Source organism: Micromonospora sp. CPM1 (genome assembly GCF_023896895.1).
GTDB classification, from domain to species: domain Bacteria; phylum Actinomycetota; class Actinomycetes; order Mycobacteriales; family Micromonosporaceae; genus Micromonospora; species Micromonospora tulbaghiae.
Window position 1 is genome coordinate 1 of sequence record NZ_JAMHIU010000008.1, and the last position, 24,800, is coordinate 24,800.

Below are 24,800 nucleotides of genomic sequence, written 5' to 3' on the forward strand. Positions count from 1 at the left end.
GGGGAGGAGGGGGTCAGGGGGAGAGGGTTCGGCGGGCTGCGCGGGAGCCTCGCATGCGCTGGCGGGGCTGGGCAGCCGCTGCCTTCGGGCGCTTGAGGTGGTAGCGGTGCAGCTCGTTGTTGCCCGGCAGCGACGGATCCTCGCTCATCGCGACCAGTTCCCAGCCCTGGTCGCCGGCCCGGTTCAGGTGGGCCAGCGCGGTGTCGCCGTACGGCGTCACGTCGATCATGGAGCCGTCCGGGCCGTACCAGATGAAGACGACCTCCCACCCGGCGTCGGTGGCGGCGGCCTGGCGGCGGCGGACCAGCAGCGCGTACTCCCACTTGAGCATGCGCTCATTGTGGACCCGCGCGGGCGACTCGGCACGGATCAGTGTTCGGCGATCCGTCCGTCCGCGACGCGCAGCCGCCGGTTCACGCTCACCGCGTCGAGCATCCGCCGGTCGTGGGTCACCAGCAGCAGCGTTCCCGGGTAGCTGGCCAGCGCCGATTCGAGCTGCTCGATCGCCGCCAGGTCGAGGTGGTTGGTCGGCTCGTCGAGCACCAGGAGGTTCACGCCGCGCCCCTGGAGCAGGGCCAGCGCGGCCCGGGTCCGCTCACCGGGCGACAGCGTCGCCGCCGGCCGCAGCACATGGTCGGCGCGCAGCCCGAACTTCGCCAGCAGCGTGCGCACGTCCGCCGGGGCCAGATCGGGTACGGCGGCACCGAACGCGTCGAGCAGCGGCTGGTCGCCGAGGAACAGTCCCCGGGCCTGGTCGACCTCGCCGACCACCACACCCGGGCCGAGCGCGGCGTGCCCCTCGTCCAGCGGCAGCCGGCCGAGCAGCGCGGCGAGCAGGGTGCTCTTGCCGGAGCCGTTCGCCCCGGTGATCGCCACCCGGTCGGCCCAGTCGATCTGCAGGTCCACCGGGCCGAGCGTGAAGCCGCCTCGGCGTACCACCGCTCCTCGGAGCGAGGCCACGACGGCGCCGGCGCGGGGCGCGGCGGCGATCTCCATCCGCAGCTCCCACTCCTTGCGCGGCTCCTCGACCACCTCCAGCCGCTCGATCAGCCGGGCGGTCTGCTTGGCCTTCGCGGCCTGCTTCTCGGTCGACTCGGCGCGGTACTTGCGGCCGATCTTGTCGTTGTCGGTGGCCTTGCGCCGGGCGTTCTTGACACCCTTCTCCATCCACGCCCGCTGGGTGCGGGCGCGCGCCTCCAGGTCGGTCTTCGTGTCGGCGTACTCCTCGTACTCCTCGCGGGCGTGCCGGCGCGCCACCTCCCGCTCCTCCAGGTAGGCCGCGTAGCCACCGCCGTAGTGGTTGACCTGCCGCTGGTGCAGGTCCAGCTCGACGATCCGGGTGACGGTGCGGGTGAGGAACTCGCGGTCGTGGCTGACCACCACGGTCCCGGCGCGCAGACCGGTGACGAAGCGTTCCAGCCGGTCCAGCCCGGCCAGGTCGAGGTCGTTGGTGGGCTCGTCGAGCAGGAAGACGTCGTACCGGCTGAGCAGCAGCGACGCGAGCCCGGCGCGGGCGGCCTGCCCGCCGGACAGACCGGTCATCGGGTGGTCCAGGCCGACGTCGAGACCCAGCTCCGCGGCGACCTGCGCGGCCCGTTCGTCCAGATCCGCGCCGCCGAGGTCGAGCCAGCGTTCCAGAGCGTTCGCGTACGCGTCGTCGGCGCCCGCCGCCCCGGCGGTGAGCGCCTCGGTGGCGGCGTCCAGCGCGGCCTGCGCGGCGGTCACCCCGGTCCGTCGGGCCAGGAACTCGCGGACCGTCTCGCCGGGCCGGCGCTCCGGCTCCTGCGGCAGGTAGCCGACGGTCGCCGTGGGCGGGCTCAGCGAGACCGAGCCCTGCTCGCGGGGGAGCAGACCGGCGAGGGTACGCAGCAGCGTGGACTTCCCCGCGCCGTTGACCCCGACCAGCCCCACCACGTCGCCGGGCGCGACGACCAGGTCGAGGTCTTCGAAGAGGAGGCGGTCACCGTGGCCGGCGGTGAGGTCCTTGGCGATCAACGTGGCGCTCATCAGGTGGTCGAGCCTACCGGCGGGCGCATCCGGATTACCGTGACCCGCGCTCGCGGCGGCACCGGTGTGAGGGAGACTCACAGCCGTGGTGACCACACTGGCGATCGACTGCGGTGGCGGCGGGATCAAGGCCTCCGTGCTGGACGCCGCCGGGACCATGCGCGCCCGGCCGCTGCGCGTGCCCACGCCGTACCCGTTGCCGCCCGGCCTGTTCGTCAAGACGCTGCTGGATCTCGGCGCCCGCCTGCCCACGGCGGACCGGCTCACCGTCGGCATGCCCGGCATGATCCGGCACGGCGTGGTGGTGGCGACGCCGCACTACGTGACCCGTTCCGGGCCGCGCAGCCGCGTCGACCCGGAGCTGGTGGCCGAGTGGTCCGGGTACGACGCGCGCACCGCGCTGGCCGAGGCGTTCGGCGTGCCGGCGCTGGTGCTCAACGACGCCGAGGTGCACGGCGCGGGCGTGGTCGCCGGGACCGGTTGCGAGCTGGTGCTGACGCTCGGCACCGGGCTGGGCAGCGCGTTGTTCGACGGCGGGATGCTGGCACCCCACCTGGAGCTGTCGCACGCGCCGGTGCGGTGGAACACCACCTACGACACGTACGTGGGGGAGCCGGAACGACGGCGCCTCGGCGACGCGTTCTGGTCGCGGCGGATCCGGCAGGTGGTGGACGGCCTGCGGCCGGTGTTCCGCTGGGACCGGCTGTACCTCGGCGGCGGCAACTCGCGGCTGATCCGGCCCGAGCAGGTGGCCCGGATGGGCGACGACGTGGTGATCGTCCCGAACACGGCCGGAATCGTCGGTGGTGTCCGGGCCTGGGACCTGATCGGCGGCCGGTACGACCCGACCACCTGATCTTCGACCGCAGGAACACTCGCGGTTCCGCCGGTGTTGTGCCAGCGTCGGACCTAGGGCCTGGCGCGACACGAGGAGGTGGGTCGAGTGGATCTTCTGGCGGAGTACCGGCGGGCGACCATGTTCTTCGAAGCGGGTGACCCGACCGGAGCGGCCCGGCTGCTCGAACCGATCATCGAGGCGGAGCCGGACAACTCCTCGGTCCGGCAGCTGCTGGCCCGCGCGTACTTCCAGTCGGCCCAGCTCAACCGGGCCGAGGAGCAGTTGCGCGCGCTGGTCGACCGCGACCCGAGCGACCATTACGCGCACCACGTGCTCGGCCGCACGCTGGAGCGGATGAACCGGCCTGTGGACGCGCTGCGGCACCTGCGCATCGCGGCAGCGATGTACTCGACGAACACCGACTACGCCACCGCCCTGCGCCGGGTGGAGGGCAAGGTCGGTCGTTGACCGATGACGCGGAAGGGCAGCCCGGGCGGGCTGCCCTTCCGCGTACCTAGGATGGGACCGTGAAGCTCAAGCTCGACCTCCACGACATCTACAACAAGGGCCACGACATCGATCGCGCGCTGCGCGGGATCATGGACGAGGCGGTGGCGAAGAAGGCCACGCTCGTGGAGATCATCCCGGGCAAGGGCTCCGGCGCGCTGAAGAAGAAGGTGCTGCGCTTCCTCGACCAGAAGGACGTGAAGCAGCTCTACCACCGGGTCGAGAAGGATTCGAAGAACTTCGGCCGCCTGTTCGTGCACTTCCGCTGGAAGTAGCGCGCCCACGTCTGACCGCCTCGGTCAGGCCGCGGTGAGCACCGTTATGGGGAGGCCGAAGGTGGTTGTCCCGGGACCGTGCCCGATGCCGACCACAACCCGGTTGCCGAGCGGAGCGGCCAGGCGCACCACCACCTCGCGCTCCTCGGCGTAGGCCAGTCGGATGCCGTTCCCGTTGCGGGCGACCTCCACCGGCTCGACGAGCACCGCTGTGTCCGTCTCGAACACCTCGGCGTCGGGGTAGTCGGCGTACTGCGCGGGCGTTCCGATGAACCGGAACGTCAGGGTGCGCCCATCGTGCGCGAGCACGGCCTCCTCGTGATGAGCGGCTCCTACGCCGGGTGGCCGCCACGTCATCCGACGTTCGAAGTCCGGGTCCAGAGCGATGAACGGCCATCGCCGGTCGTCGGGGTGCATCATCCACGCCGGGAGTTCGCGAGTGCCCCGGTCGGTGGCGAACGGTCCGTCCGCCCGGATGATGTTCGCCAGCGGTCTCTGCGCGCCGCTCTGCACGTCACGGCAGTAGTCGACGGCAGCCGGCGCGATCTCCGGCGGCAACTCGGACTCCGGGACGCCGGGGGCGTCGAAGAACGACCGCCACTGCGTGTCCACCATGAGTCGGTCGAGCTCCCTGACGCCCATCGCTGTCAGCACGATCGGACGCTGCTCGCGGTGAACGGGGAAACCGTCCCACATCGCCAACGCCTGCCGGACACGCTCCACATCGGTCGGCACCCCGTCAGCCTAGCCCGCCTCGCTCTAGCTTGATCCACTCCAGTACGCCGAAGTGGCGGTATCCCGGCGCGCGGATACCGCCACTTCGGCGAGGTGGTGTCGATCAGGAAGACTGCTCAGAGCGGGTACGTGCGGGCCACCGCCAGCATCTCCGAACTGTGCGACCCGACCACGCCCACGCCCTCCGGTCGCGCCCGGAACCCGGGCACCCCGGACAGCCCGTCACTGGCGTCCATGGCCCGCACCGAAACGGCCCCGCCCCGGGGCACGAGCGTCAGCGTGACCTCGACACCCTCCGGCGGCGGGGCGTGGAACACGACCCCGAACCCCCATTTGCCGTCGCCCGGCTCGACCGGCACGACCCGTCCGGCCGCCACGGCGGACCGCACGGTGGCGGTGGTGGTGTCGACGTGCAGCGTGAGCAGGCGTACCTGCCGCTGCGGCACCACCCGTACCCGCAGCACACGCTGGTCACCCGAGCGGCTGTCGGAGAGCAGGTCCAGCTTCGGGGCGGGCAGGGGCGCCGCGGTGGCCGGTCCGCCGCGCAGCTCGGTGGTGCCCAGCCCGGGGAAGTCGTCGGCGATCGAGACCGTGCCGTCGACGTAGCCGTCGGTCCAGGGCTGCGGCTTCTCCTCGCGACTGAGCCAGGCCGCCTTCCCGGTGCCCGCGTCCAGCGCGTACATCAAATGGGTCGGCACGGGATGCGTGGCGTCGAAGCGGTCCACGGCGAGGCCGACCCCGGCGAGCACCACCGCGGCCAGCGCGGCGGCCGCGGCGGGCAGCGCGCCGAGCCGGCGTGCGCGCAGCGCCAGCAGGCCGCGCTGGCCGCCGGCCCGGGGGTGCAGCAGGTCCACCACCGGGAGTACGGCGAGGCCGAGCAGCACCGCGACGAGCGCGGCTACCGCGCCCATGCCCATGCCGAGCGCCGGGAACAGCAGCACCACCGGAGGCAGCAGGATCACCACCGCCACCGCGGCGGCGAGTGTCACCGCGACAACCGGCCACGGGCCGTCGCGCCGGGTGGCGAGCGCCGCGAACCCGGCGAGCGCGCCGGCCAGGGCCGGCAGTGTCGTCAGGTACGCCCCGCCGGGCACCGCCACGGCGAGCAGCACACCGAAGACTCCCAGCCAGGCCAGCCCGCCGAACGCCAGCGCGGCCGGGCCGACGCGGCGGCGCAGCAGCGCGTACCAGCAGAACAGCACCGCGGCGGAGAGCGCCACGACGGCGAGCCGGTACCAGACCGGGCGGTACGGGTCGAGCAGCTCGGCGTACCCGGGCCGGACCGTGGTGATCGCGGCCCAGAGCAGCCACGCGCCGAGCGGTGCCACGACGATCGGCGCCAGGGTCAGGCCGAAGCCGGCGGCGAGCGTGCCGGCGGTGGCCCGGCCCCGGACGCGCAGGAGCCAGCCGAGGGCGCCGACGGCGAGCAGCGCGACCACTGCGAGCGGCATTGTCAGCCAGCCGGAGTAGCGGACCAGGCCGCCGAGGACCGGGAAGTAGGTGTCGTCGTGGCTGGCGCGCAGGTCGCCCAGGTCGGTACGGCCGAACTCGCGGGCCAGGCCGAGCGCGTTGTCACCGTGCATCTGGAGGCTGCCCCGGTCCATCCGGGCCGGCACGTCCAGCGGGGTGTGGTAGATCGCGCCGCCGTCGATGTACGCGGAGTTCAGGCCGGCGAACTTGCCGTGCTGGAAGGCGGTGAAGTCGGTGTCGTTCGGCAGCGCCCGGTAGATCTCCACCGCGAACGAGGTGCCCACCGGATGTGGCGCGGCCCTGCCGAAGATCTCCACCAGCTTCGCGTTGTCCCGGGACGTCTCGAACATGATCACCGGGCCGGTGGAGCCGCGCGCCTCCAGGTTGAGCACCACCCCGCCGTCGCGGGCGAGCGGGTGGTAGGCGGCGAACCCGGCGGCCCCGCACAGGCACGCCTCCTCCGCGTCGGTCAGCACGAAGACGATGTCGTTGCGGGGGCGCGGGCCGGTGGTCAGCGCCCGCGCGACCTCCAGGATCGCGGCGGTGCCGGCGGCGTCGTCGTTGCCGCCCGGCCCGGTCTGCACCGAGTCGTAGTGCGAGACCAGGAAGACCTTCCCGGTCGGGTCGGTGCCGGGGAGCCGGGCCACCACGTTGCGGACCCGGGCCAGCGTCGCCCCGCCCGCCGCGCCGGACAGCTGCCCGGCCTCGGGCGCCACCGTGTCCTGCACCTCGGTCTCCAGGCCCAGCCCGCGCAGCGTCGCCACCAGGTGCTCGCGTACCCGGTCGTTGGCGGCGCTGCCGGCCACGTGCGGCTCGGCGGCGATCACCTCGACGTTCCGGAACGCCCGGCCGGCGCTGAACTCGCCCTCCGGCGCGTCCGCCGGACGCGGCGCCGGGGTGGAGAGGCCGACCAGGACGCCCGCCCCGACGGCGAGCAGCGCGACAGTCGCGGCGACGGCGGCGATCGGCCTCCGGCGGGGCCTGGCGAACACGCGGTCGGCGGGGCGGGTGGGGGGTACGCCCACGGGGGACTCCTCGGGGTGGATCTACGGGGTGGGGATCATCCTGCACCCCCGGGGCCTGCGGCGGCAGTCCCCGGTCGGTGCGCTGCGGGCGTGACAGCGCTCCCGGCGTAACATCGTGGGTCGACCGTGCCGCTGTCCGGGTGGACGTGTCACACGCTCCGCCGCACCGGCGACGGTCGCGTGGTGTGCGACTGTTGTCTGAGTCAGGATCAGCAGGGGCATTCGGAAGGAGCCCGACATCACCAGCGAACTCCCGCGACTCGCGGCGGTTACCCGACCGCAGCGGGGTTCCGGCGCGTCGGGTGCCGTCTACGTGCCGTCGGCCGGGGCGGGGCTGCACGGCGGCGTCCCGCCGGGCGAGCGGCTGCGGGTGCTGCTGGTCGAGGACGACGAGGGCGACGCCTTCCTGGTCGGCGAGCTGCTCGCCGAGACCAACTCGATGATCGACCTGCTGGTCGCCACGAGCCTCAGCGAGGCCCGGCAGCGGGTGATGGGCGTGGACTGCGTCCTGCTCGACCTGGGCCTGCCCGACGCGCAGGGCCTGGACGGGCTGCGCCGGGTGCTGGAGATGGCCAGCGGCGCCGCGGTCTGCGTGCTGACCGGCCGCTCGGACGAGCACCTGGGCATCGTCGCGGTCGCCGAGGGGGCGCAGGACTACCTGGTCAAGGGCCAGGTCGACGGCGTCCTGCTGACCCGGGCGCTGCGGTACGCGGTCGAGCGCAAGCGGGCCGACGAGAACGCCCGCCGGCTGCGCGAGGTGGAGCTGCGCCAGGCCGAGTCCGCCCGCCTGGAGCGCGGCCTGCTGCCGCAGCCGCTGATGACCACCGACGAGGTGTCGGTGCACACGTTCTACCGGCCCGGCCGGCACGCCGCGCTGATCGGCGGCGACTTCTACGACGTGGTGCAGACCCAGCCGGACCGGATCGACCTGATCGTCGGCGACGTCTGCGGGCACGGCGTCGACGAGGCCGCGCTCGGCGTCGAACTGCGCGTGGCCTGGCGGGCGCTGGTGCTGGCCGGGGTGCCGGACGACGAGGTGCTGCCCGCGCTGGAGCAGGTGCTGATGAGCGAGCGCCGCCTCCAGGAGATCTTCGCGACGGTGGCCACCACCCGGCTCGACCTGGCGTCGGCGCGGGCCACCGTACGCCTCGCCGGTCACCCGCCGCCGCTGCTGCTCAGCGGCGGCAAGGTCACGCCGGTGCCGGCCAAGGGCGGGTTGCTGCTGGGCGTACGCCCGCGCCGCCCGGTCGCCTTCGACCTGGAGTTCGACACCGACGACTGGTCCCTGCTGATGTACACCGACGGCCTCATCGAGGGCCGGGTGGACGGCGGGGACGAACGCCTCGACGTGCCGGGCCTGACCGGGCTGCTCGCCGAACCGGCGAACCGGGCGGTGCCGCTGTCCGAACTGCCCGCGTGGCTGGTCGGGCGGGCCGAGCAGCTCAACGGTGGTCCGCTGGCCGACGACGTGGCGATGTTGCTGGTCACGCGGGGAAGCGGCCGGTGAGCGCTGAGGGCCCCGCAGTCGCGAACGACGATGATGCGGTGAAGGGCAACGGGGAGGAACCGGTGAAGGCGTACCAGCAGGGGTGGACCCTGCGGCGGCGGGTGGCCGCGCTGCTCGGCGTGGTGGTGGTGCTGCTGCTCGGCCTGGCCGCCGCAGAGGCGGCGGTCGCCGCGAAGAACCGGCAGAACATCGACGCGGTGCTGCTCAAGACCGGTCCGCTGCGTGTCCAGGCGCAGGAGCTGATGAGCGTCCTGCTCGACCAGGAGACCTCGGTTCGCGGGTACGCGGTGAACGGTGCCCGCAGCGACCTGGAGCCCTACCAGGAGGGCGTGCGGCGCGAGCAGAGCCTGGTCGCCTCGATCCGCGATCTCTCCGCCGACTACCCGGACGTGCGCCGGTCGCTGGCCGTGGTGGAGCAGGAGACCGCGCAGTGGCGGACCCAGGTGGCCGAGCCGGTCATCACCACCGTCGAGCGGGACGGCGCGGAGGCCGGCCAGGCGCTGATCACCGACGCGACCCGCCAGCAGTTCGACGGCATCCGCACGGCGGTGAACACGCTCCAGGAGGAGATCCTCACGGTCCGGCAGGAGACCGCCGACCGGGTCAACGCGACGAGCAACACGCTCGTCGTACTGCTGATCATCGCCGCGCTGGTGGTGACGACGGCCGGCGTGGTCATGCTGCTCTCGCTGGACCGGATCCTGATCCGCCCGCTGGCCGACCTGGTCGGTCAGGTGCGTGAGGTGGCCGACGGCGACTACCGGCACCGCATCGAGGGGTCCGGGCCGCCGGAGTTCCGCCGGCTCGCCGACGACATCGACCAGATGCGGATGAAGATCGCCCGGGAGCTGGACGAGGTACGCGAGGCCCGGGAGCGCATCGAGTGGGTCAACAGCCAGTTGCAGAAGCAGGCCGAGGAGCTGACCCGGTCCAACCGTGACCTGGAGCAGTTCGCGTACGTCGCCTCGCACGACCTCCAGGAGCCGCTGCGCAAGGTGGCGAGCTTCTGCCAGCTCCTCCAGCGGCGGTACGCCGGGCAGCTCGACGAGCGGGCCGACCAGTACATCGCGTTCGCGGTGGACGGCGCGCAGCGCATGCAGCGGCTGATCAACGACCTGCTGGCGTTCTCCCGGATCGGCCGGTTGACCACCGGTTTCACCGAGGTCGACCTGAACAAGGTGATGGGCGACGTGGCGGGGCAGACCGAGGCGGCGTTGCAGTACTCCGACGCGGAGCTGACCTGGGGCGAGATGCCCACCATCCGCGGCGAGGAGCCGCTGCTGACCAACCTGCTGGTCAACCTGGTCAGCAACTCGGTGAAGTTCCGCCGGCCCGACGTGCCGCCGAAGGTGCACGTGTCGGCGCGGCTGGTGGACGGCGAGTGGGAGATCAGCTGCCGGGACAACGGCATCGGGATCGAACCGGAGTTCGCCGACAAGATCTTCGTGATCTTCCAGCGGCTGCACTCGAAGGACGCGTACCCGGGCACCGGCATCGGACTGGCCATCGTCAAGAAGATCGTGGAGTATCACGGCGGCCGGGTCTGGGTGGACACCGACGCCGACGAGGGCACCACGATCCGGTTCACGCTGCCCGCGCTGGAGGCCGACATCGAGGCCGCCAAGGCGGCGGAGGCCGCGGCGGACGACGACACGACGGACGCGCAGGACGCCGCGGAGCCGGCCGAGGCGCCGGCCGCCGAGGGCGCCGACGGTGACCCGGCGGACGTCGGGCGGCAGCCGGACGGCGAGGCACGCGAAGAGCCGCCCGCGGAGGCGGACCGACACGGTACAAACGGTGGCATGAAGGAGACGGTGGGATGACCGCGCCCGCGGACGGCAAGAGCCCGATCGAGGTCCTGCTCGTCGAGGACGACCCCGGCGACGTGCTGATGACCCAGGAGGCGTTCGAGGAGCACAAGCTCCGCAACCGCCTCACCGTCGTCTCCGACGGCGCCGAGGCGCTCGCCTACCTGCGCCGCGAGGGCCAGTACGCGGACGCGGTGACGCCCGACCTGGTCCTGCTCGACCTGAACCTGCCCCGCCGGGACGGCCGGGAGGTCCTGGAGGAGATCAAGAAGGACGAGGAACTGCGCCGGATCCCGGTCGTGGTGCTCACCACCTCGCAGGCCGACGAGGACATCCTGCGCAGCTACCAGCTGCACGCCAACGCCTACGTGACCAAGCCGGTGGACTTCGAGCGCTTCATCTCGGTGGTCCGCCAGATCGACGAGTTCTTCGTCAGCGTGGTCAAGCTGCCGCCGCGTGGCTGACCCGCTGCTGGACGACGTCGGCGCGCTGCTGAAGGAAGCGGCGGCCAAGGTCGTCGTGCCGTTGTTCCGCCGGCTCGACGCGTCCGACATCTCCGAGAAGGCACCCGGCGAGGTGGTCACCGTCGCCGACCGCGAGGCCGAGGCGCTGATCTCCGAAGGGCTGCGGCGGCTGCGTCCCGGCTCGGTGGTGGTCGGCGAGGAGGCCGTCGCCGACGACCCGGACCTGCTGCGGCACCTGCGCGGCAGCGGCGACGTGTGGCTCGTCGACCCGGTCGACGGCACCTCCAACTTCGCCGCCGGCCGCCGGCCGTTCGCGCTGATGGCGGCGCTGCTCACCGACGGCGTACCGGTGGCCTCCTGGGTGTACGACCCGCTCGACGGCACGATGGCGGCGGGCCGGCTCGGCGCCGGCACCGAGCTGGACGGCGCGTCGCTGAGTACGCCGCAGGCCGAGCCGCGGGTGGGCGCGCTGCGCGGCACCGCGGCGACGAAGTTCCTGCCGCCGGACTTCCGCCGCCGGGTGGAGGAGGGCGGGCGCCGCATCGGTGAGCTGCTGCCCGGCCAGCACTGCGCCGGCCGGGAGTACCTGGACGTGCTCACCGGCGCGCAGCAGTTCGTGCTGTTCTGGCGCACCCTGCCGTGGGACCACACACCCGGCGCGTTGCTGGTGCGCGAGGCCGGTGGCGTTGCCCGCCGGTTCGACGGCACCGACTACCACCCGGCCGACGAGGGCCGGGGGCTGCTCGTCGCGGCCAGCCCGGAGATCTGGGACGAGGTGAGCGCCGCCCTGCTGGGCGGTTGAGCGGCGCTGCGCGACGAGCACGGCACGCTGCGTCGACGTCGGACGCCCTACGCCGTCGCCGGCCTGGCGTGTCGCGCGTGGTCCGGTATCGTGACCGGCGGTCTCCGCCAGCAGGCCGCCGTCCGGCGCCGGCGGAGACGCCGCTCGGTGTGCGGGGGCCGGCGGTCGACGGAAGGACCATCACGTGCCCAGGACCAGCCCTACCGGCCGGCGCGTCCGGCGGTCGCTGCTCGCCGCGCTCGCCGCGATGGCCGTGCTGCTCGGCTCCGGCGTGGCCGCCGGGCCGGCCGCCGCCGTACCCAGCCCGAACGCCCCGAACGAGGGCGGCAGCAAGCAGCTGCGGGCCGCGTTGGAGGCGGCGGCGAAGGGCCACATCGAGGCCCAGAACAAGCTGGAGAACTCCAAGCGCCGGCAGAAGGCGCTCGCCGCCCAGCTCAGCGACATCGAGGTACGCCTCGTCGGGCTCAGCGCGCAGGCCGGTGAGGTCGCCGCGCAGTCGTACCGGATGGGCCGGCTGACCGCGACGTCGATGCTGCTGGCCAGCGCCGACCCGAACGACTTCCTCAAGCGCGCGGCCGAGCTGGACGTGATGGCCCAGCGGGACAGCAAGCGGCTGCGGGAACTGGCCGACGCGAAGGCGCAGGCGGCCGAGGCGAAGCTCGCCATCGACGCCGAGGTGCGTGAGCAGGCCAAGCAGGTCGCGGTACAGGCCCGCAAGAAGAAGGACGCCGAGGTGGCGCTGGCGAAGGTCAGCTCCGGCGCCGGGTCCGGGTTCAACGGCACGTCCTCGTCGGCGAAGCCCGCGCCGCGCAACTCGGACGGCTCGTGGCCGTCGGAGTCCTGCTCGGTGGACGACCCGACGCCCGCGTCCGGCTGCATCACGCCGCGCACGCTGCACATGCTCCAGCAGGCCAAGGGGGCCGGTTACAAGCGCTACGCCTCGTGTCACCGCAGCGGTGGCGGCGGCGAGCACCCCAAGGGCCGGGCCTGCGACTTCTCCGCCGCCAGCGGCGGGTTCGAGGACAAGACCGCCACCGGCGGCGACAAGGCGTACGGCGACAGCCTCGCCGCCTGGGCGAAGAACAACGCGAACCGCCTCGGCATCATGTACGTCATCTGGTATCGGCAGATCTGGATGCCGAACACCGGCTGGCGCGCGTACAGCGGCGGCGGCAGCCCGGCGGCGGACCACACAAACCATGTTCACATCTCGATGTATTGACCCGGCCCGCCGCGAGCGCTGCGTAGCATCGCCACGGTGAGCAGCACATCGTCCGACGTCATCGCGGAACCGGCGGCCGGCGCCCCGGTTCCGCCCCGGGCCCTGCCCAACGGGCTCGCCGCGTTCCTCGTCTTCCTCTCCAGCGGGGCCGTGCTGGTCCTGGAGACCGTGTCGTTGCGCCTGGTCGGCCCGTACGTCGGGGTGACCCTCCAGGTGACCAGCTCGGTCATCGGCATGGCGCTGGCCGCCATCGCGTACGGGGCGTGGTTCGGCGGGTGGCTCGCCGACCGGCGTGACCCGCGCACCCTGCTCGCCCCGGCGCTGGTGCTGGCCGGCATCGCCACCGCCGTCACGCTGCCGATCGTCCGGTACGCCGGCGAGGTGCTGCGCGGCGGCGCGGCCAGCGCGGTGCTCCTGCTGACCGCGCTCACCGTCCTGCTGCCCGCCGCGCTGCTGGCCGGGATCACCCCGCTCGTGGTGAAGCTCCAGCTCGCCGACCTGCGCCGGACCGGGCAGGTGGTGGGCAAGCTGTCCGGCATCGGCACGCTCGGCGGCATCACCGCCACGCTCGGCACCGGCTTCGTGCTGGTGGCCGCGCTGTCCAGCACCGTCATCGTGCTGGGGCTGGCCGCCGTGCTCGGCGTGACCGGGCTGGCGCTCGGCTTCTGGCTGCGCCGGCAGGCCGGACCCAGCGGGCTGTCCGCGCCGGGCCGGGTCAAGGCCGCGCTGGCGCTGCTCGGCCTCGCCGCCGCCGGGCTCACCGCCGCGGCGCCGAACCCGTGCGACGTGGAGACCGCGTACCACTGCGCCCGCGTCGAGGTGGACCCGTCGTGGCCGCAGGGGCGCACGCTCTACCTCAACTCGGCCGAGCACTCGTACGTCGACCTGAACGAGCCGAACCACCTCAAGTACGCGTACACGCAGTGGATCGGCCTGGTCGCGGACGTGGCGCGGCCGGCGAAGCAGCCGATGGACGCGCTGCACCTGGGCGGCGGCGGCTTCACCGTGCCGCACTACCTGGCCGCGACCCGGCCCGGCACCGACAACCTGGTGTTCGAACTGGACGGTGGGCTGGTCGAGCTGGACCGGCGGGAGCTGGGCCTGCGTACCGGCCCGCAGATGCGTGCCGAGGTGGGCGACGCGCGGGTGCTGCTGCGCGGCGAGCCGACCGACAGCCGCGACTTCATCGTCGGCGACGCGTTCGGTCACCTGGTGGTGCCGTGGCACCTGGCCACCCGGGAGATGGCCGCCGACATCCGCCGGGTGCTGCGCCCGGACGGGATCTACGTGCAGAACGTCATCGACTACCCGCCGGGCCGGTTCATCCGGGCCGAGCTGGCCACCGTGAAGGCCGAGTTCGCGCACGTCGCGCTCATCGCACCGCCCGGCGCGATCGACGGGCAGCAGGGCGCCAACTTCGTGATCGTCGCCTCGGACGCGCCACTGCCGCTCGCCGCGATCCCGCCCGGGCTGAAGCTGCTACCCGAACGGGCCGAGCTGATGGACGAGGCGGCGGTGACCGGGTGGGTGGGCGACGCGATGGTGCTCACCGACGACTACGCGCCGGTGGACCAACTGCTGGCGACCGCCTGAACGGGTGACTTTCCTGACCGATTCCGACCGCTGAGGTGTACCGGGGTCGACTTCGGGCAACAGGACCGACCATGGGTGGACCGGTCAGGAACGGCGTGCAACTGCTCGGCGAGCGATACCGGTTGGTCGAGCAGCTGGGTGCGGGCGGCATGTCGGTCGTCTGGCGCGGCTACGACGAGGTGCTGGGCCGGCAGGTGGCGGTCAAGGTGCTGGCGTCGCGGCTGGCCAGCGACAAGGCGTTCCGGCACCGGATCCGGGTGGAGGCGCAGGCCGCCGCGCGGCTGTGCCACCCCAACATCACCAACGTGTACGACTACGGCGAGTCCGTGCAGGTCGGCCTGACCGTGCCGTACGTGGTCATGGAGCTGGTCGACGGCGGTCCGCTCAGCGGGCGGCTCGGCCGCGACGGGCAGCTTCCCTGGCGGGAGGCCATGACCATCGGCGCGGAGGTCGCCTCGGCGCTGGCCGCCGCGCACGCCCGCGGCGTGGTGCACCGGGACGTGACCCCGGGCAACGTCATGCTGACCCCGACCGGGGTGAAGGTCGTCGACTTCGGCATCTCGGCGCTGGTGGGGGAGAGCGACAAGGGGCCCGACGGCGCGCTGCTCGGCACGCCCGCGTACCTGGCGCCGGAGCGGCTGGACAACGGCCACGTCTCGCCGGCCACCGACGTGTACGCGGTCGGGCTGCTGCTCTACCGGATGCTGACCGGCCGCCTGCCGTGGCAGGCCAGCACCACCACCCAGATGCTGCGCGCGCACATGTACCGCGACCCGGACCCGATGCCCTCGGTGCCGGGCCTGCCCGAGCCGGTCGCCGCGCTGGTGCAGCGGTGCCTGGCCAAGCGCCCCGAGGACCGCCCGGCCACCACCGAGGTGGCCCGTACGCTCGCCGAGGCCGCCGGTATCGCGGCGATCGTGCCGGTGTCGCCGGCGTTCGGCCGGATGGACCCGGGGCTCGCCGAGAACGCCGGAACCACGATCCTGCCGTGGTCGGCGGAGACCGACGCGCTGCCGTTCTCGGCGGTGCGCACCCGCACGAGGCGGGCGGTGGCGCGACGGCGCAAGGTGGAGGCCGGCGTGGCCGCCGTCGGACTGGTCGCGGTGACCGCCACGCTGTGGGGTCTCACGTCGCGCAGCTCGGCCAGCGGCGGGGTGGAGCCGACCGAGGCGCGGATGAGCCTGCCCGAGGCGGTCCCCTGCGCTGTCGACTACTCGCTGCGCCGCGACACCGGCAAGGAGTTCTCCGCCGAGCTGACGCTCACCAACACCAGCGACCGGGAACTGCGCGGCTGGACCATGAACTTCACGTTCCCCGGCAAGCAGACCGTCACCACGTCCCAGCCCACTGCACGTCAGGCGGGGCGTACCGTCTCGATCGCCGCACCGGCGACGGACCCGGCGCTGGCGCCCGGCGCGTCGACGAAGCTGACGCTCGCCGGTCGCTACACCGGGAGCAACACGCTGCCGGTCGAGTTCACGCTCGGTGACAGCACCTGCGGCGTGCAGGTCTCCGGTATCGCCGGCTCGGCGCCGACCACCGCGCCGCCGGTGAAGACGCCGGTCAAGCCGGCCACCAAGAGCACCGCGAAGACCACCACCAAGAGCGGGCCGGCGAAGGCCAAGCCGGCGAAGCCCAAGGCCGCGCCGAAGCCCCCCAAGGGCAAGGAGGGCCCGAAGGGAAAAGCAAAGTAGACCGGCCGAAGGGGGGTGAGCACGGCAAGGGCAAGGGTCCGAAGAAGGGCTGACGGTCAGGTCAACGGCTCCGGTCAGGTCAGCGCGGAGAAGCGCTGCACCTGGGAGATGCCGCCCTCCACGATGAGCACGCTGTCCGCCGCCAGCACCGTGTCCGGTCCGGCGTAGCGGAACGGCTGCCCGGACTGCTTCTCGCCCACCACCATCACGCCGTACCGGTCCTGCGGTGCGATGTCGCGCAGCGACCGCCCGACCAGCGGCGCGGGCACCTTGATCTTGGCGATGGCGAACTCGTCGTCGAACTCGATGAAGTCGAGCATCCGGCTGACGATCAGATGCGCCACCCGCTCGCCGGTCTCCGCCTCCGGGAAGACCACGTGGTGCGCGCCCACCGAGTGCAGGATCTTCGCGTGCTTCTCCGAGGTGGCCCGCGCCCAGATCTGCTCGATCCCCAGCTCGGCCAGCGCCAGGACGGTGAGCACGCTCGCCTCCAGCGACGCGCCGATCGCGACCACGACCCGGCGGAAGTCCGCCAGCCCGAGCTGGCGCAGCACCACCTCCTCGGTGGTGTCCGCCTGCACCACCCGGTCGAGGTCGGCCGACCAGTGCTGGACCCGGTTCGGGTCGTGGTCGATCGCCAGCACCTCGTGACCGAGGCGGGACAGGGACTCCGCCAGGCGCGCGCCGAACCGGCCCAGGCCGATCACCGCGATGCCGGTCTCGTCCGGATGTCTAGCCGACAATGGGTTGCTCCTCCGGGTAGCGGTACAGCCGTCGACGGGTGTTCAACGCGATGGCCGAGCCGAGGGTGAGCGGTCCGACCCGGCCGATGTACATGAGCGCGGTCAGCACGTACTGGCCCGGCGGGGAGAGCTGCCCGGACACCCCGACGGTCAGGCCGGTGGTGCTGAACGCGGAGGTGACCTCGAACAACGCGGCGGCGAACGACACCTGCGAGGTCAACGCGATCAGGGCGACCGTCCCGCCCGCCACGAGCGCCACGCTCAGCAGCGCCACGGTCAGCGCCTGCCGCTGGCTCGCCGCCGCCACCCGGCGGCGCCCGACAGTGGTGTCCGGCTCGCCCCGCAGCTCGGCCCAGATGGCGAAGCCGAGCAGGAAGAACGTGGAGACCTTGATGCCGCCCGCGGTGCTGGCGCTGCCCCCGCCGATGAACATCAGGCCGACCAGCATGGGGTAGCTCTCGTCGGTGAGCTGCCCGACGTTCACCACGTCGAAGCCGCCGGTACGGCTCAACGCGATCTGGGTGAACGACGCCAGCAGCTTGCCCTGCACGTCGTAGGTGCCGATCGTGAACGGGTTGCCCCACTCGACCAGCAGCAGGTACGCGACGCCGAAGACGATCAGCACCACGCTGCCCCAGACGGTCAGCTTCGTGGCGACCGCCCAGCGCGCCGGCTGCCGCCACTCGCGTACCGCCTCGAACAGCGCCGGGAAACCCAGCCCGCCGATGATCGCGCCGATGCTGAGCGGCAGCGCCACCCAGCCGTCCCGGGAGAACGCGACCAGGCCGTCGGAGTAGAGCGCGAACCCGCCGTTGTTGAACGCCTGGACCGAGTGGAACACCGCCGACCACAGCGCCCGGCCCGGCCGGTAGTCGTACGCCAGGAACAGGCGCGCGGCGATCACCGCCGTCATCAGGGCCTCGGTGACGAAGACGGTGGCCGCGATGCGCAGCAGCAACCGGCGTACGTCGCCGAGGCCGAACTCGGCGGTCTCCGCCTGCACGAGCAGCCGGTTACGCAGGCCGAGCTGACGGGAGACCGCCAGGATCACCAGCGACGCCCCGGTCAGGATGCCCAGACCGCCGAGTTGCGTCAGCACGGTGATCATCACGAGGCCGAAGCCGTTCCAGTAGTTCGGCGTGTCGGTGATCGCCATCCCGGTCACCGACACCGCCGACGTGGACGTGAACAGCGCGGTGACGAACGGGGTGTACCGCTGCTCGCTGGTGGCCCAGGGCAGCATGAGCAGGCCGGTGCCGACCAGGATCACCGCCAGGAACCCCAACGGCACCAGCCGTACGGGCTTCCGGAGCAGGCGGCGCATCCCGTCATCTTCCGTCCGGAGATTCACCGGCAGGTCAGGAACCGACCAACTGCCGGTCAACCACGCCCGGTCTGCTGTGCGTACCCCATCGACGACAGGAGACGGCGTTGCGACGTACCCTTTCCGCCCTCGGCGTGGCCGGCGCGCTGCTCGCGGCGGCCGCAGTGGTGGTGCCGGCAGTGGCCGCCCAGGCCGGCCCGGACACCCGCGCCGAGCAGGCCCGCGCGCCCCAGCGGCCGATCGTGATCGGACACCGCGGCGCGAGCGGCTACCGCCCGGAGCACACCCTGGAGGCCTACCGGCTCGCCGTCCGCCAGGGCGCCGACTTCATCGAGCCGGACCTCGTCTCGACCAGGGACGGCGTCCTGGTCGCGCGGCACGAGAACGAGATCTCCGGTACGACCGACGTGGCCGCCCACCCCGAGTTCGCGGCCCGCAAGGCGACGAAGACCATCGACGGGGTCACCGTCACCGGCTGGTTCACCGAGGACTTCACGCTGGCCGAGCTGAAGACGCTGCGGGCCAAGGAGCGGCTGCCCCAGGTGCGGGTCGCCAACACCGCGTTCGACGGCAGGTTCGAGATCCCCACGTTCCAGGAGGTCATCGACCTGGCGCGGGCCGAGTCGAAGGCCCGGGGCCGGACCATCGGCGTCTACCCGGAGACCAAGCACCCCACCTACTTCGCCTCGATCGGGCGCGCGCTGGAGGAGCCGCTGGTCGCGGTGCTGCGCCGCAACGGGCTCACCCACCGGAACGACCCGGTGTTCGTCCAGAGCTTCGAGACCGCCAACCTGCGCAAGCTCGACAAGATGATCGACGTACGGCTCGTGCAGCTCATGGACGCGTCCGGCGCGCCCTACGACTTCGTCGCGGGCGGCGACAAGCGGACCTACGCCGACCTGGCCACGCCCGCTGGCCTGGCCTGGATCTCCCGGTACGCCGACGGCGTGGGCCTGAACAAGAACCTGATCGTGCCCCGGGACGCCGCCGGACGGCTGCTCGCGCCGACCTCGGTGATCCGGGACGCGCACCGGCAGAAGCTGGTGGTGCACGCGTGGACGTTCCGGGCCGAGAACCAGTTCCTGCCTGCGGACTTCCGCATCGGCACCGACCCGAACGCGCGTGGTGACATCACGTCCGAGTACGAGCTGTTCCTCGACCTGGGCCTGGACGGCGTGTTCAGCGACCACCCCGACACGGCGGTGGCCGCCCGAGCCGGCCGCTGACGCTGGTCGTTCCGGGGTGCTCGCCGTTCCGGCGGGCACCCCGTTCGCTTGCCCGGGTCCGTCGCGCTCACCCGTCCCCGAGATCTTGGTACGAAACGGCCCCTCCGAGGGCCATTCCGTACCAAGATCGGCGGTGGTCGGCGGTGGGGCGCCACTTCGGGGAAGTGGCTGCTTCCGGGCGTGATGATGCCGCCACTTCGGCGTGGTGGAGTTGATCAGCTCGGGCGTTCGGCTACGTAGGTGCCTCGGCCGGGCTGGCCGGTGATCAGCTCGCGGTCGTGCAGCAACGACATCGCACGGTAGGCCGTGTTCATGTGGACGCCGTAGGTCTCGGCCATCTCGCGGGTTGAGGGCAGCCTGTCGCCCGGCTTCAGCTCGCCACTTTTGATCTTCGAGGCGATGTCGTTGGCGATGCGGCGGAACGGTGCTTCTGCTGTGGGCATGGTGGGACTCCGGCTGGTCCGGCGAATCCGATCCCGTTCTGCCTACACGGGCACTGCGACACGGTGCGCGATGGCGTGGGGCGACATTCCCGGCGGGTTGTGCGTGGCGGGTGTGGCCATCCCGGGTCGGCGCGGTTACGTGGCGATGTCCGCGTTTGTAACGTGCGGCCACCCCGTCACGGGTACTTGTGTGCGCCGACCACATAGCCCGTGGGTGACGTCACTTCTAGCGTGAGCCGACAACTGACATTCCCCCTGTCCTCACCTGGAGTCGCAATGACGATCCGGCACACGCGACGGGTGTTCCTTACCGCCGCCACCTCGGTGGCGGTCGCTCTGGCCGCCACGGCCTGTGGCAGCCCGCAGGACACCGCATCCGGCGGCGGCGACGCCGCCCCGGTCAAGGTCGGTCTGGTCTACTCCCAGTCCGGGCCGCTCGCCAGCTACGGCAAGCAGTACATCGAGGGTTTCAAGGCGGGCCTCGACTTCGCCACCAAGGGCACCGGCAAGGTCGGTGACCGCACGATCGAGGTGACCGAGGCCGACGACGCGGGCGACCCGGCCAAGGCCGTGTCCGCCGCGAAGGACCTGATCGGCAAGGGTACGAAGATCATCGCCGGGTCCACCTCCTCCGGGGTGGCGCTCCAGGTCGCGCCGATCGCCGCGCAGAACAAGGTGCTGTTCATCTCCGGCCCGGCCGCCACGGACGCGGTGACCGGCGCGAACAAGTACACGTTCCGGTCCGGCCGGCAGTCGTGGCAGGACGTGGTGACCGCCCGGTCGTTCATCGGCGACGCGGCCGGCAAGAAGGTCGTGGTGTTCGCGCAGGACGGCGCGTTCGGCGACGCCAACGAGGCCGCCGTGAAGGCCGTGATCGGCGGCGCCGGCGCGAACGTGAGCAGCGTCCGGGCCCCGGCCAGCGCCACCGAGTTCACGCCGTTCGCCAGCCAGATCAAGGCCGCCAAGCCGGACCTGCTCTTCGTCGCCTGGGCCGGCACCACCGCCGGCGCCATGTGGCAGACGCTCGACCAGCAGGGCGTCCTCGCCTCCACCACCGTCGTCACCGGCCTGGACATCCGCGCCTCGTGGCCGACGTTCGGCGCGGCCGGCAGCAAGATCTCGTTCCTGTCGCACTACTTCGACGGCGCCAGCGACACCGAGGCCGCCAAGGCCGCGAAGGCGAAGGTGCCGGGCGGCACGCTCGACCTGTTCCACCCGGACGGGTTCGCCGCCGCGCAGATGGTCGTCCGCGCCGTGCAGGAGGGCGGCGACGACGTGGACAAGATGGTCAAGGCGCTGGAGGGCTGGGAGTTCGAGGGCGTCAAGGGCACCATGAAGATCCGCGCCGAGGACCACGCCCTGCTCCAGCCGATGTACCAGGCCAAGCTCACCGGCAGCGGCACCGCCTTCACCGCGACCGCGCAGAAGTCGCTCACCGGTGACGAGAGCGCGCCGCCGGTCGCGCAGATGAAGGGCTGACCCGTGCTCGCCACCCGCGGTCTGACCTGGCGGATCGGTGAGGTCGCCATCGTCGACTCCGTCTACCTCGATCTGGCGCCGGGGGAGTTCCTCGGCGTGATCGGGCCCAACGGCGCCGGCAAGACCTCCCTGTTCAACCTGATCACCGGCCTGCGCCGGCCCACCGAGGGCACGGTCCTGCTGGACGGCGCGGACATCACCGCGCTTCCGCCGCACCGGCGTGCCCGGCTCGGCCTGGGACGTACCTTCCAGGCGTCCTCGGTCTTCGGCTCGCTGAGCGTGCGGGAGAACGTCCGGCTCGCCGTACAGGCACACCGGGGTGGCTCGATGAAGCTGTGGCGGCGGGCGGCGGCCGACCGGGAGGTGGCCGCCGCCGCCGACGCGGCGCTCGACCGGGTCGGCCTGCACCACAGGGGTACGGCGCTGGCCGGCACCCTGGCCCACGGCGAGAAGCGCAAGCTGGAGATCGCGCTGCTGCTCGCCGGTGAACCCCGGGTGATGCTGCTGGACGAGCCGATGGCCGGGGTGAGCGCCGAGGACGTGCCCGAGCTGGTCAGCGTGATCAAGTCGTTGACCGGGGACAGCGGCCGGGCGGTGCTCATGGTGGAACACCACATGGACGTGATCCTGGAGCTGGCCGACCGGATCGCCGTGATGCACCACGGCGCGCTGCTGGCGTGCGACACCCCGGACACGGTGATGGCGAACGCCACCGTGCAGGAGGCGTACCTGGGGGAGGCCTTGTGAGCGCGAGGAGTGAGCCGGGTTTGCGAGCCCCACAGTCGCGAACGAAAGGCGGCGCTGTGACCGAACCTGTCCTGTCCGTGGCGGACCTGTCCGTGCGGATCGCCGGACTGCACATCCTCCAGGGGGTGTCGTTCGAGGTCGCGCCGACCGGCGTCACGGTGCTGCTCGGACGCAACGGCGTCGGCAAGACCACCACGCTGCGCGCGATCGTCGGGCTGACGCCGCGCGGCGGCGAGGTGCGCGGCAGCGTACGCATGGGGGCGCGCAGCCTGCTCGCCCGACCCACCCACCGGCTGGTCCGGGACGGCCTCGGCTACGTGCCGGAGGACCGCTGCGTCTTCGCCGCGCTCACCGTGGCGGAGAACCTGCGGCTGGCCGAACGGCGGGGCGTCACGCCCGCGTACGACAAGGTCTTCGCTCTCTTCCCCGAGCTGGAGCGGCGCGGACGGCAACGGGCCGGCTCGCTGTCCGGCGGGCAGCAGCAGATGCTCGCGATCGGCCGGGTGCTGCTGAACGACAACCGGCTGCTGCTGGTCGACGAGCCGACGAAGGGGTTGGCGCCGAAGGTGGTGACCGAGGTGGCCGAGGTGCTGGAACGGGTGGCGGAATCCGTGCCGGTGCTGCTGGTCGAGCAGAACCTGGCGGTGGTACGGCGGCTGGCGACCGACGCGGTGGTGCTCTCCGCCGGGAAGGTCGCCTGGACCGGCGACGCCCAGGAACTGCTGCTGGAGACGGCGCTGACCAAGTCGCTGCTGGGCGTGGGTTCGGCGGAGGTGCCGGTGAGCGCGAGGAGTGAGCCGGGTTTGCGAGCCCCGCAGTCGCGAACGAAAGGCGGCACGGCATGAACACAGTGGTCCTGCTGACGCTGACCGGGCTCGGCCTGGCGGCGCTGTACTTCCTCGTCGCCTCCGGCCTCTCCCTGGTCTTCGGCCTCGCCGACGTGCTCAACTTCGCGCACGGGCTGTTCCTCGGCGTCGGCGCGTACGCGACGTGGTGGGCGGCGGGCAACCTGCCCGGCGCCGGGCCGGACGGCTTCGGCTTCGTGCTGGCCGTCGTCTTCGGCGTGCTGGCCGGGTCGCTCGTCGCGGTGCTCGTGGAGCTGGTGCTGATCCGGCCGCTGTACTCCCGCACCATCGAACAGGTGCTGGTCACCGTCGGCCTGTCGCTGGCCGGGGTGGCGCTGCTCCAGGCCACCTGGGGCGCGGACCCGCGTCCGTTCCCGCGGCCGGACTGGAGCCGGGGCGTGACAGGGGTGTTCGGCGCCCAGGTACCGAACGCCGGGCTGCTGCTGATCGTCGCCGCCACTGTGGTGCTCGGCGCGCTGCTGGCGTTCCTGCGCTGGACCCGGTACGGCCTGATCATCCGGGCCGGCGTGGAGAACCGGGAGATGGTGACAGCGCTCGGCATCGACGTGCGCAAGGCGTTCACGCTGGTCTTCGCCATCGGCGGGGCCGCCGCCGCGCTGGCCGGCGCGCTCGGCGGCGTCTACTTCGGCACCGTCTCGCCGGGACAGGGCGGCTCGCTGCTGATCTTCGCGTTCATCGTGGTGGTGATCGGCGGGATGGGCTCGGTGGTCGGGTCCGCGTACGCGGCGGTCGCGGTGGGGCTGCTGCAACAGTTCGTCAACTACTACGGCACGTCCGGGCTGGGCGACCTGTGCGTGGTCGGCCTGCTCGCCGTGGTGCTGCTGCTGCGTCCGCAGGGCCTGGCCGGAAAGGTGGCTCACGCATGACCGAGGTCAAGAGCGCCGAGGCGCCCGCACCCCCGGCGGCGGTGCCGGACGAGCTGACCCCCGGCCGCGCCCGCTGGCACGGACTGCGCCCGTACCTGCCGCTGGTCGCGCTCGTGGTGGCGGCGATCCTGCCGTACTCCACACTGCACCTGCCCGGCATCTTCGAGGGGCCGCTGAACTCGCCGGGCACGCTGCAACTGCTCGCCATCTGCCTGGTGTTCGGCGGGCTCGCGGCCGGCTACGACCTGCTGTTCGGGCGTACCGGGATGCTCTCGTTCGGCCACGCCCTCTACTTCGCCGCCGGGGTCTACGGCACCGACATCCTGATCACCAAGGCCGGGCTGCCGCTGTGGCAGGCCGCCGTGTTCACGGTGATCGGCGGCACGACGCTCGCGGCGCTGCTCGGGGCGGTCGCCCTGCGGACCGTGGGCATCGCGTTCGCCATGGTGACGCTGGCGTTCGCGCAGGTCGGGGCGATCCTCGTGGCCCGCGACTTCGGCGGCCTCACCGGCGGCGAGGAGGGGTTGCCGCTCGACGTCTCCGGGCTGCCGGCGGCGCTCGTGGGCGTCACCAACACGGTGAACCTCTACTGGCTGGCGTTGGCGTACCTGGCGATCGTCGTCCTGGTCGTGCACCGGGTCAGCGCCTCGCCGACCGGGCGGGTGCTGGCCGGCCTGCGCGACGACGAGCGGCGCATCGGGGTGCTCGGGCTCGACCCGTACCGGTTCAAGCTCGTCGCGTTCACGCTCGCCGGTGGCCTCGCGTCGGCGGGTGGGGTCGTCTACGTGCTGATCGTGGGCGGCGCCAGCCCGCACATCACCTCGTCGGAGCTGACGCTGTCGCTGCTGGTCATGGTGGTGCTCGGCGGCCCCGGTACGCGGTGGGGGCCGGTGCTGGGCGGCGTCCTCTACATGTACCTGGACCACCGGCTCACCGCGTTCGGCAGCAGCGACGCGGTGAACAGCCTGCCCGCGTTCCTCAGCCACCCGCTGAGCCAGCCCCTGTTCGTCCTGGGCACGGTCTTCATCCTGGCCGTCTACTTCTTCCCCGGCGGCCTGGCCAGCCTGCGAACCCGCCTGGCCCCCGTCCTGACCGCCTTCCGCCGCCCCCGCTGACCCGCCCCCGCCGACCCCCCGCCCACCCCGGCCCCGGCGATCAT

Annotated in this window: 23 protein-coding genes; 16 read left to right on the top strand and 7 right to left on the bottom strand. The window is 72.5% G+C overall.

The features are described 5' to 3' along the window. Positions 1 to 13: 13 nt before the first annotated feature. Together M8C11_RS11500 and M8C11_RS11505 are read right to left on the bottom strand one after the other, a co-directional pair. Positions 14 to 331, bottom strand: coding sequence for a hypothetical protein (locus M8C11_RS11500; RefSeq protein WP_252449529.1), 318 nt, complete (start codon positions 329 to 331; stop codon positions 14 to 16). Between the two features lie 38 nt (positions 332 to 369). Continuing rightward, on the bottom strand, positions 370 to 2,007 hold the full coding sequence (locus M8C11_RS11505; RefSeq protein ID WP_252449530.1) for an ABC-F family ATP-binding cassette domain-containing protein: 1,638 nt from the start codon (positions 2,005 to 2,007) through the stop codon (positions 370 to 372). Between the two features lie 85 nt (positions 2,008 to 2,092). On the opposite strand from M8C11_RS11505, the gene M8C11_RS11510 reads away from it, so the two are divergent. From M8C11_RS11510 to M8C11_RS11520, 3 genes are all read left to right on the top strand, one after another. Beyond that, entirely contained in the window at positions 2,093 to 2,863 is a 771-nt protein-coding gene (locus M8C11_RS11510) for an ROK family protein (protein WP_120572991.1), read from the top strand. Positions 2,864 to 2,950: 87 nt separating this feature from the next. After that, entirely contained in the window at positions 2,951 to 3,313 is a 363-nt protein-coding gene (locus M8C11_RS11515; RefSeq protein WP_013288725.1) for a M48 family metallopeptidase, read from the top strand. A 59-nt stretch (positions 3,314 to 3,372) separates the two neighbouring features. After that, positions 3,373 to 3,627, top strand: a complete 255-nt coding sequence (locus M8C11_RS11520; protein ID WP_013288724.1) for a Smr/MutS family protein — start codon at positions 3,373 to 3,375, stop codon at positions 3,625 to 3,627. A gap of 24 nt (positions 3,628 to 3,651) precedes the next feature. Here the strand turns inward: M8C11_RS11520 and M8C11_RS11525 are convergent, their stop codons facing one another. Both M8C11_RS11525 and M8C11_RS11530 read right to left on the bottom strand, forming a co-directional pair. After that, entirely contained in the window at positions 3,652 to 4,362 is a 711-nt protein-coding gene (locus tag M8C11_RS11525; RefSeq protein ID WP_252449531.1) for a hypothetical protein, read from the bottom strand. A gap of 116 nt (positions 4,363 to 4,478) precedes the next feature. Beyond that, positions 4,479 to 6,857: a M28 family peptidase gene (locus tag M8C11_RS11530; RefSeq protein WP_252449532.1), complete on the bottom strand. Its 2,379-nt coding sequence runs from the start codon at positions 6,855 to 6,857 to the stop codon at positions 4,479 to 4,481. A gap of 313 nt (positions 6,858 to 7,170) precedes the next feature. On the opposite strand from M8C11_RS11530, the gene M8C11_RS11535 reads away from it, so the two are divergent. From M8C11_RS11535 to M8C11_RS11565, 7 genes are all read left to right on the top strand, one after another. Next, positions 7,171 to 8,364, top strand: coding sequence for a PP2C family protein-serine/threonine phosphatase (locus M8C11_RS11535; RefSeq protein ID WP_252449533.1), 1,194 nt, complete (start codon positions 7,171 to 7,173; stop codon positions 8,362 to 8,364). 62 nt (positions 8,365 to 8,426) lie between these two features. Next, on the top strand, positions 8,427 to 10,187 hold the full coding sequence (locus M8C11_RS11540) for an ATP-binding protein (RefSeq protein WP_252449656.1): 1,761 nt from the start codon (positions 8,427 to 8,429) through the stop codon (positions 10,185 to 10,187). Then, the gene (locus M8C11_RS11545; protein WP_091426599.1) at positions 10,184 to 10,636 is read left to right on the top strand and encodes a response regulator; all 453 of its coding nucleotides are present in this window, start codon (positions 10,184 to 10,186) and stop codon (positions 10,634 to 10,636) included. Before M8C11_RS11540 ends, M8C11_RS11545 begins: the two co-directional genes overlap by 4 nt. Further along, positions 10,629 to 11,438, top strand: a complete 810-nt coding sequence (locus M8C11_RS11550; protein ID WP_252449534.1) for an inositol monophosphatase family protein — start codon at positions 10,629 to 10,631, stop codon at positions 11,436 to 11,438. Before M8C11_RS11545 ends, M8C11_RS11550 begins: the two co-directional genes overlap by 8 nt. A 247-nt stretch (positions 11,439 to 11,685) precedes the next feature. Continuing rightward, a complete protein-coding gene (locus tag M8C11_RS11555) occupies positions 11,686 to 12,660 on the top strand; it encodes a hypothetical protein (RefSeq protein ID WP_252449657.1) in 975 nt (324 codons plus the stop codon). A gap of 36 nt (positions 12,661 to 12,696) precedes the next feature. Further along, positions 12,697 to 14,253 (top strand): fused MFS/spermidine synthase, encoded by a 1,557-nt coding sequence (locus tag M8C11_RS11560; RefSeq protein ID WP_121686246.1) that lies wholly within the window; start codon positions 12,697 to 12,699, stop codon positions 14,251 to 14,253. Between the two features lie 71 nt (positions 14,254 to 14,324). Then, positions 14,325 to 15,947 carry a serine/threonine-protein kinase gene (locus M8C11_RS11565; protein WP_252449535.1) on the top strand — a complete coding sequence of 541 codons (1,623 nt, stop codon included), beginning with the start codon at positions 14,325 to 14,327 and terminating at the stop codon, positions 15,945 to 15,947. Positions 15,948 to 16,021: 74 nt separating this feature from the next. Here the strand turns inward: M8C11_RS11565 and M8C11_RS11570 are convergent, their stop codons facing one another. Next, positions 16,022 to 16,690 (bottom strand): TrkA family potassium uptake protein, encoded by a 669-nt coding sequence (locus M8C11_RS11570; RefSeq protein WP_252449536.1) that lies wholly within the window; start codon positions 16,688 to 16,690, stop codon positions 16,022 to 16,024. Further along, complete coding sequence (locus M8C11_RS11575; protein ID WP_252449537.1) at positions 16,680 to 18,014, bottom strand: TrkH family potassium uptake protein; 1,335 nt, start codon at positions 18,012 to 18,014, stop codon at positions 16,680 to 16,682. Before M8C11_RS11575 ends, M8C11_RS11570 begins: the two co-directional genes overlap by 11 nt. A 107-nt stretch (positions 18,015 to 18,121) precedes the next feature. Here M8C11_RS11575 and M8C11_RS11580 point away from each other — a divergent pair, with 107 nt between their 5' ends. Further along, a complete protein-coding gene (locus tag M8C11_RS11580) occupies positions 18,122 to 19,240 on the top strand; it encodes a glycerophosphodiester phosphodiesterase (protein WP_252449538.1) in 1,119 nt (372 codons plus the stop codon). A 215-nt stretch (positions 19,241 to 19,455) separates the two neighbouring features. Here the strand turns inward: M8C11_RS11580 and M8C11_RS11585 are convergent, their stop codons facing one another. After that, entirely contained in the window at positions 19,456 to 19,683 is a 228-nt protein-coding gene (locus M8C11_RS11585) for a GntR family transcriptional regulator (protein WP_252449539.1), read from the bottom strand. 276 nt (positions 19,684 to 19,959) lie between these two features. On the opposite strand from M8C11_RS11585, the gene M8C11_RS11590 reads away from it, so the two are divergent. Genes M8C11_RS11590 through M8C11_RS11610 form a run of 5 tightly spaced genes read left to right on the top strand, consistent with a single transcriptional unit; the run spans position 19,960 to position 24,756 of the window. Beyond that, a complete protein-coding gene (locus M8C11_RS11590) occupies positions 19,960 to 21,162 on the top strand; it encodes a substrate-binding domain-containing protein (RefSeq protein ID WP_252449540.1) in 1,203 nt (400 codons plus the stop codon). A 3-nt stretch (positions 21,163 to 21,165) separates the two neighbouring features. Continuing rightward, entirely contained in the window at positions 21,166 to 21,909 is a 744-nt protein-coding gene (locus M8C11_RS11595) for an ABC transporter ATP-binding protein (RefSeq protein ID WP_013288706.1), read from the top strand. A gap of 56 nt (positions 21,910 to 21,965) precedes the next feature. Beyond that, the gene (locus M8C11_RS11600) at positions 21,966 to 22,754 is read left to right on the top strand and encodes an ABC transporter ATP-binding protein (RefSeq protein WP_252449541.1); all 789 of its coding nucleotides are present in this window, start codon (positions 21,966 to 21,968) and stop codon (positions 22,752 to 22,754) included. Continuing rightward, positions 22,751 to 23,641 (top strand): branched-chain amino acid ABC transporter permease, encoded by an 891-nt coding sequence (locus tag M8C11_RS11605; protein ID WP_252449542.1) that lies wholly within the window; start codon positions 22,751 to 22,753, stop codon positions 23,639 to 23,641. The genes M8C11_RS11600 and M8C11_RS11605 overlap by 4 nt, the downstream gene beginning before the upstream one ends. Then, positions 23,638 to 24,756, top strand: coding sequence for a branched-chain amino acid ABC transporter permease (locus tag M8C11_RS11610; protein WP_252449543.1), 1,119 nt, complete (start codon positions 23,638 to 23,640; stop codon positions 24,754 to 24,756). The genes M8C11_RS11605 and M8C11_RS11610 overlap by 4 nt, the downstream gene beginning before the upstream one ends. Positions 24,757 to 24,800: the final 44 nt, after the last annotated feature.

Bases quoted from the DNA above. Each gene is read 5' to 3' on its own strand.
- M8C11_RS11565 (WP_252449535.1), top strand. From the start codon at position 14,325: ATGGGTGGACCGGTCAGGAACGGCGTGCAACTGCTCGGCGAGCGATAC.
- M8C11_RS11555 (WP_252449657.1), top strand. From the start codon at position 11,686: ATGGCCGTGCTGCTCGGCTCCGGCGTGGCCGCCGGGCCGGCCGCCGCC.
- M8C11_RS11590 (WP_252449540.1), top strand. From the start codon at position 19,960: ATGACGATCCGGCACACGCGACGGGTGTTCCTTACCGCCGCCACCTCG.
- M8C11_RS11505 (WP_252449530.1), bottom strand. From the start codon at position 2,007: ATGAGCGCCACGTTGATCGCCAAGGACCTCACCGCCGGCCACGGTGAC.
- M8C11_RS11585 (WP_252449539.1), bottom strand. From the start codon at position 19,683: ATGCCCACAGCAGAAGCACCGTTCCGCCGCATCGCCAACGACATCGCC.
- M8C11_RS11575 (WP_252449537.1), bottom strand. From the start codon at position 18,014: ATGCGCCGCCTGCTCCGGAAGCCCGTACGGCTGGTGCCGTTGGGGTTC.
- M8C11_RS11500 (WP_252449529.1), bottom strand. From the start codon at position 331: ATGCTCAAGTGGGAGTACGCGCTGCTGGTCCGCCGCCGCCAGGCCGCC.
- M8C11_RS11605 (WP_252449542.1), top strand. From the start codon at position 22,751: ATGAACACAGTGGTCCTGCTGACGCTGACCGGGCTCGGCCTGGCGGCG.
- M8C11_RS11610 (WP_252449543.1), top strand. From the start codon at position 23,638: ATGACCGAGGTCAAGAGCGCCGAGGCGCCCGCACCCCCGGCGGCGGTG.
- M8C11_RS11545 (WP_091426599.1), top strand. From the start codon at position 10,184: ATGACCGCGCCCGCGGACGGCAAGAGCCCGATCGAGGTCCTGCTCGTC.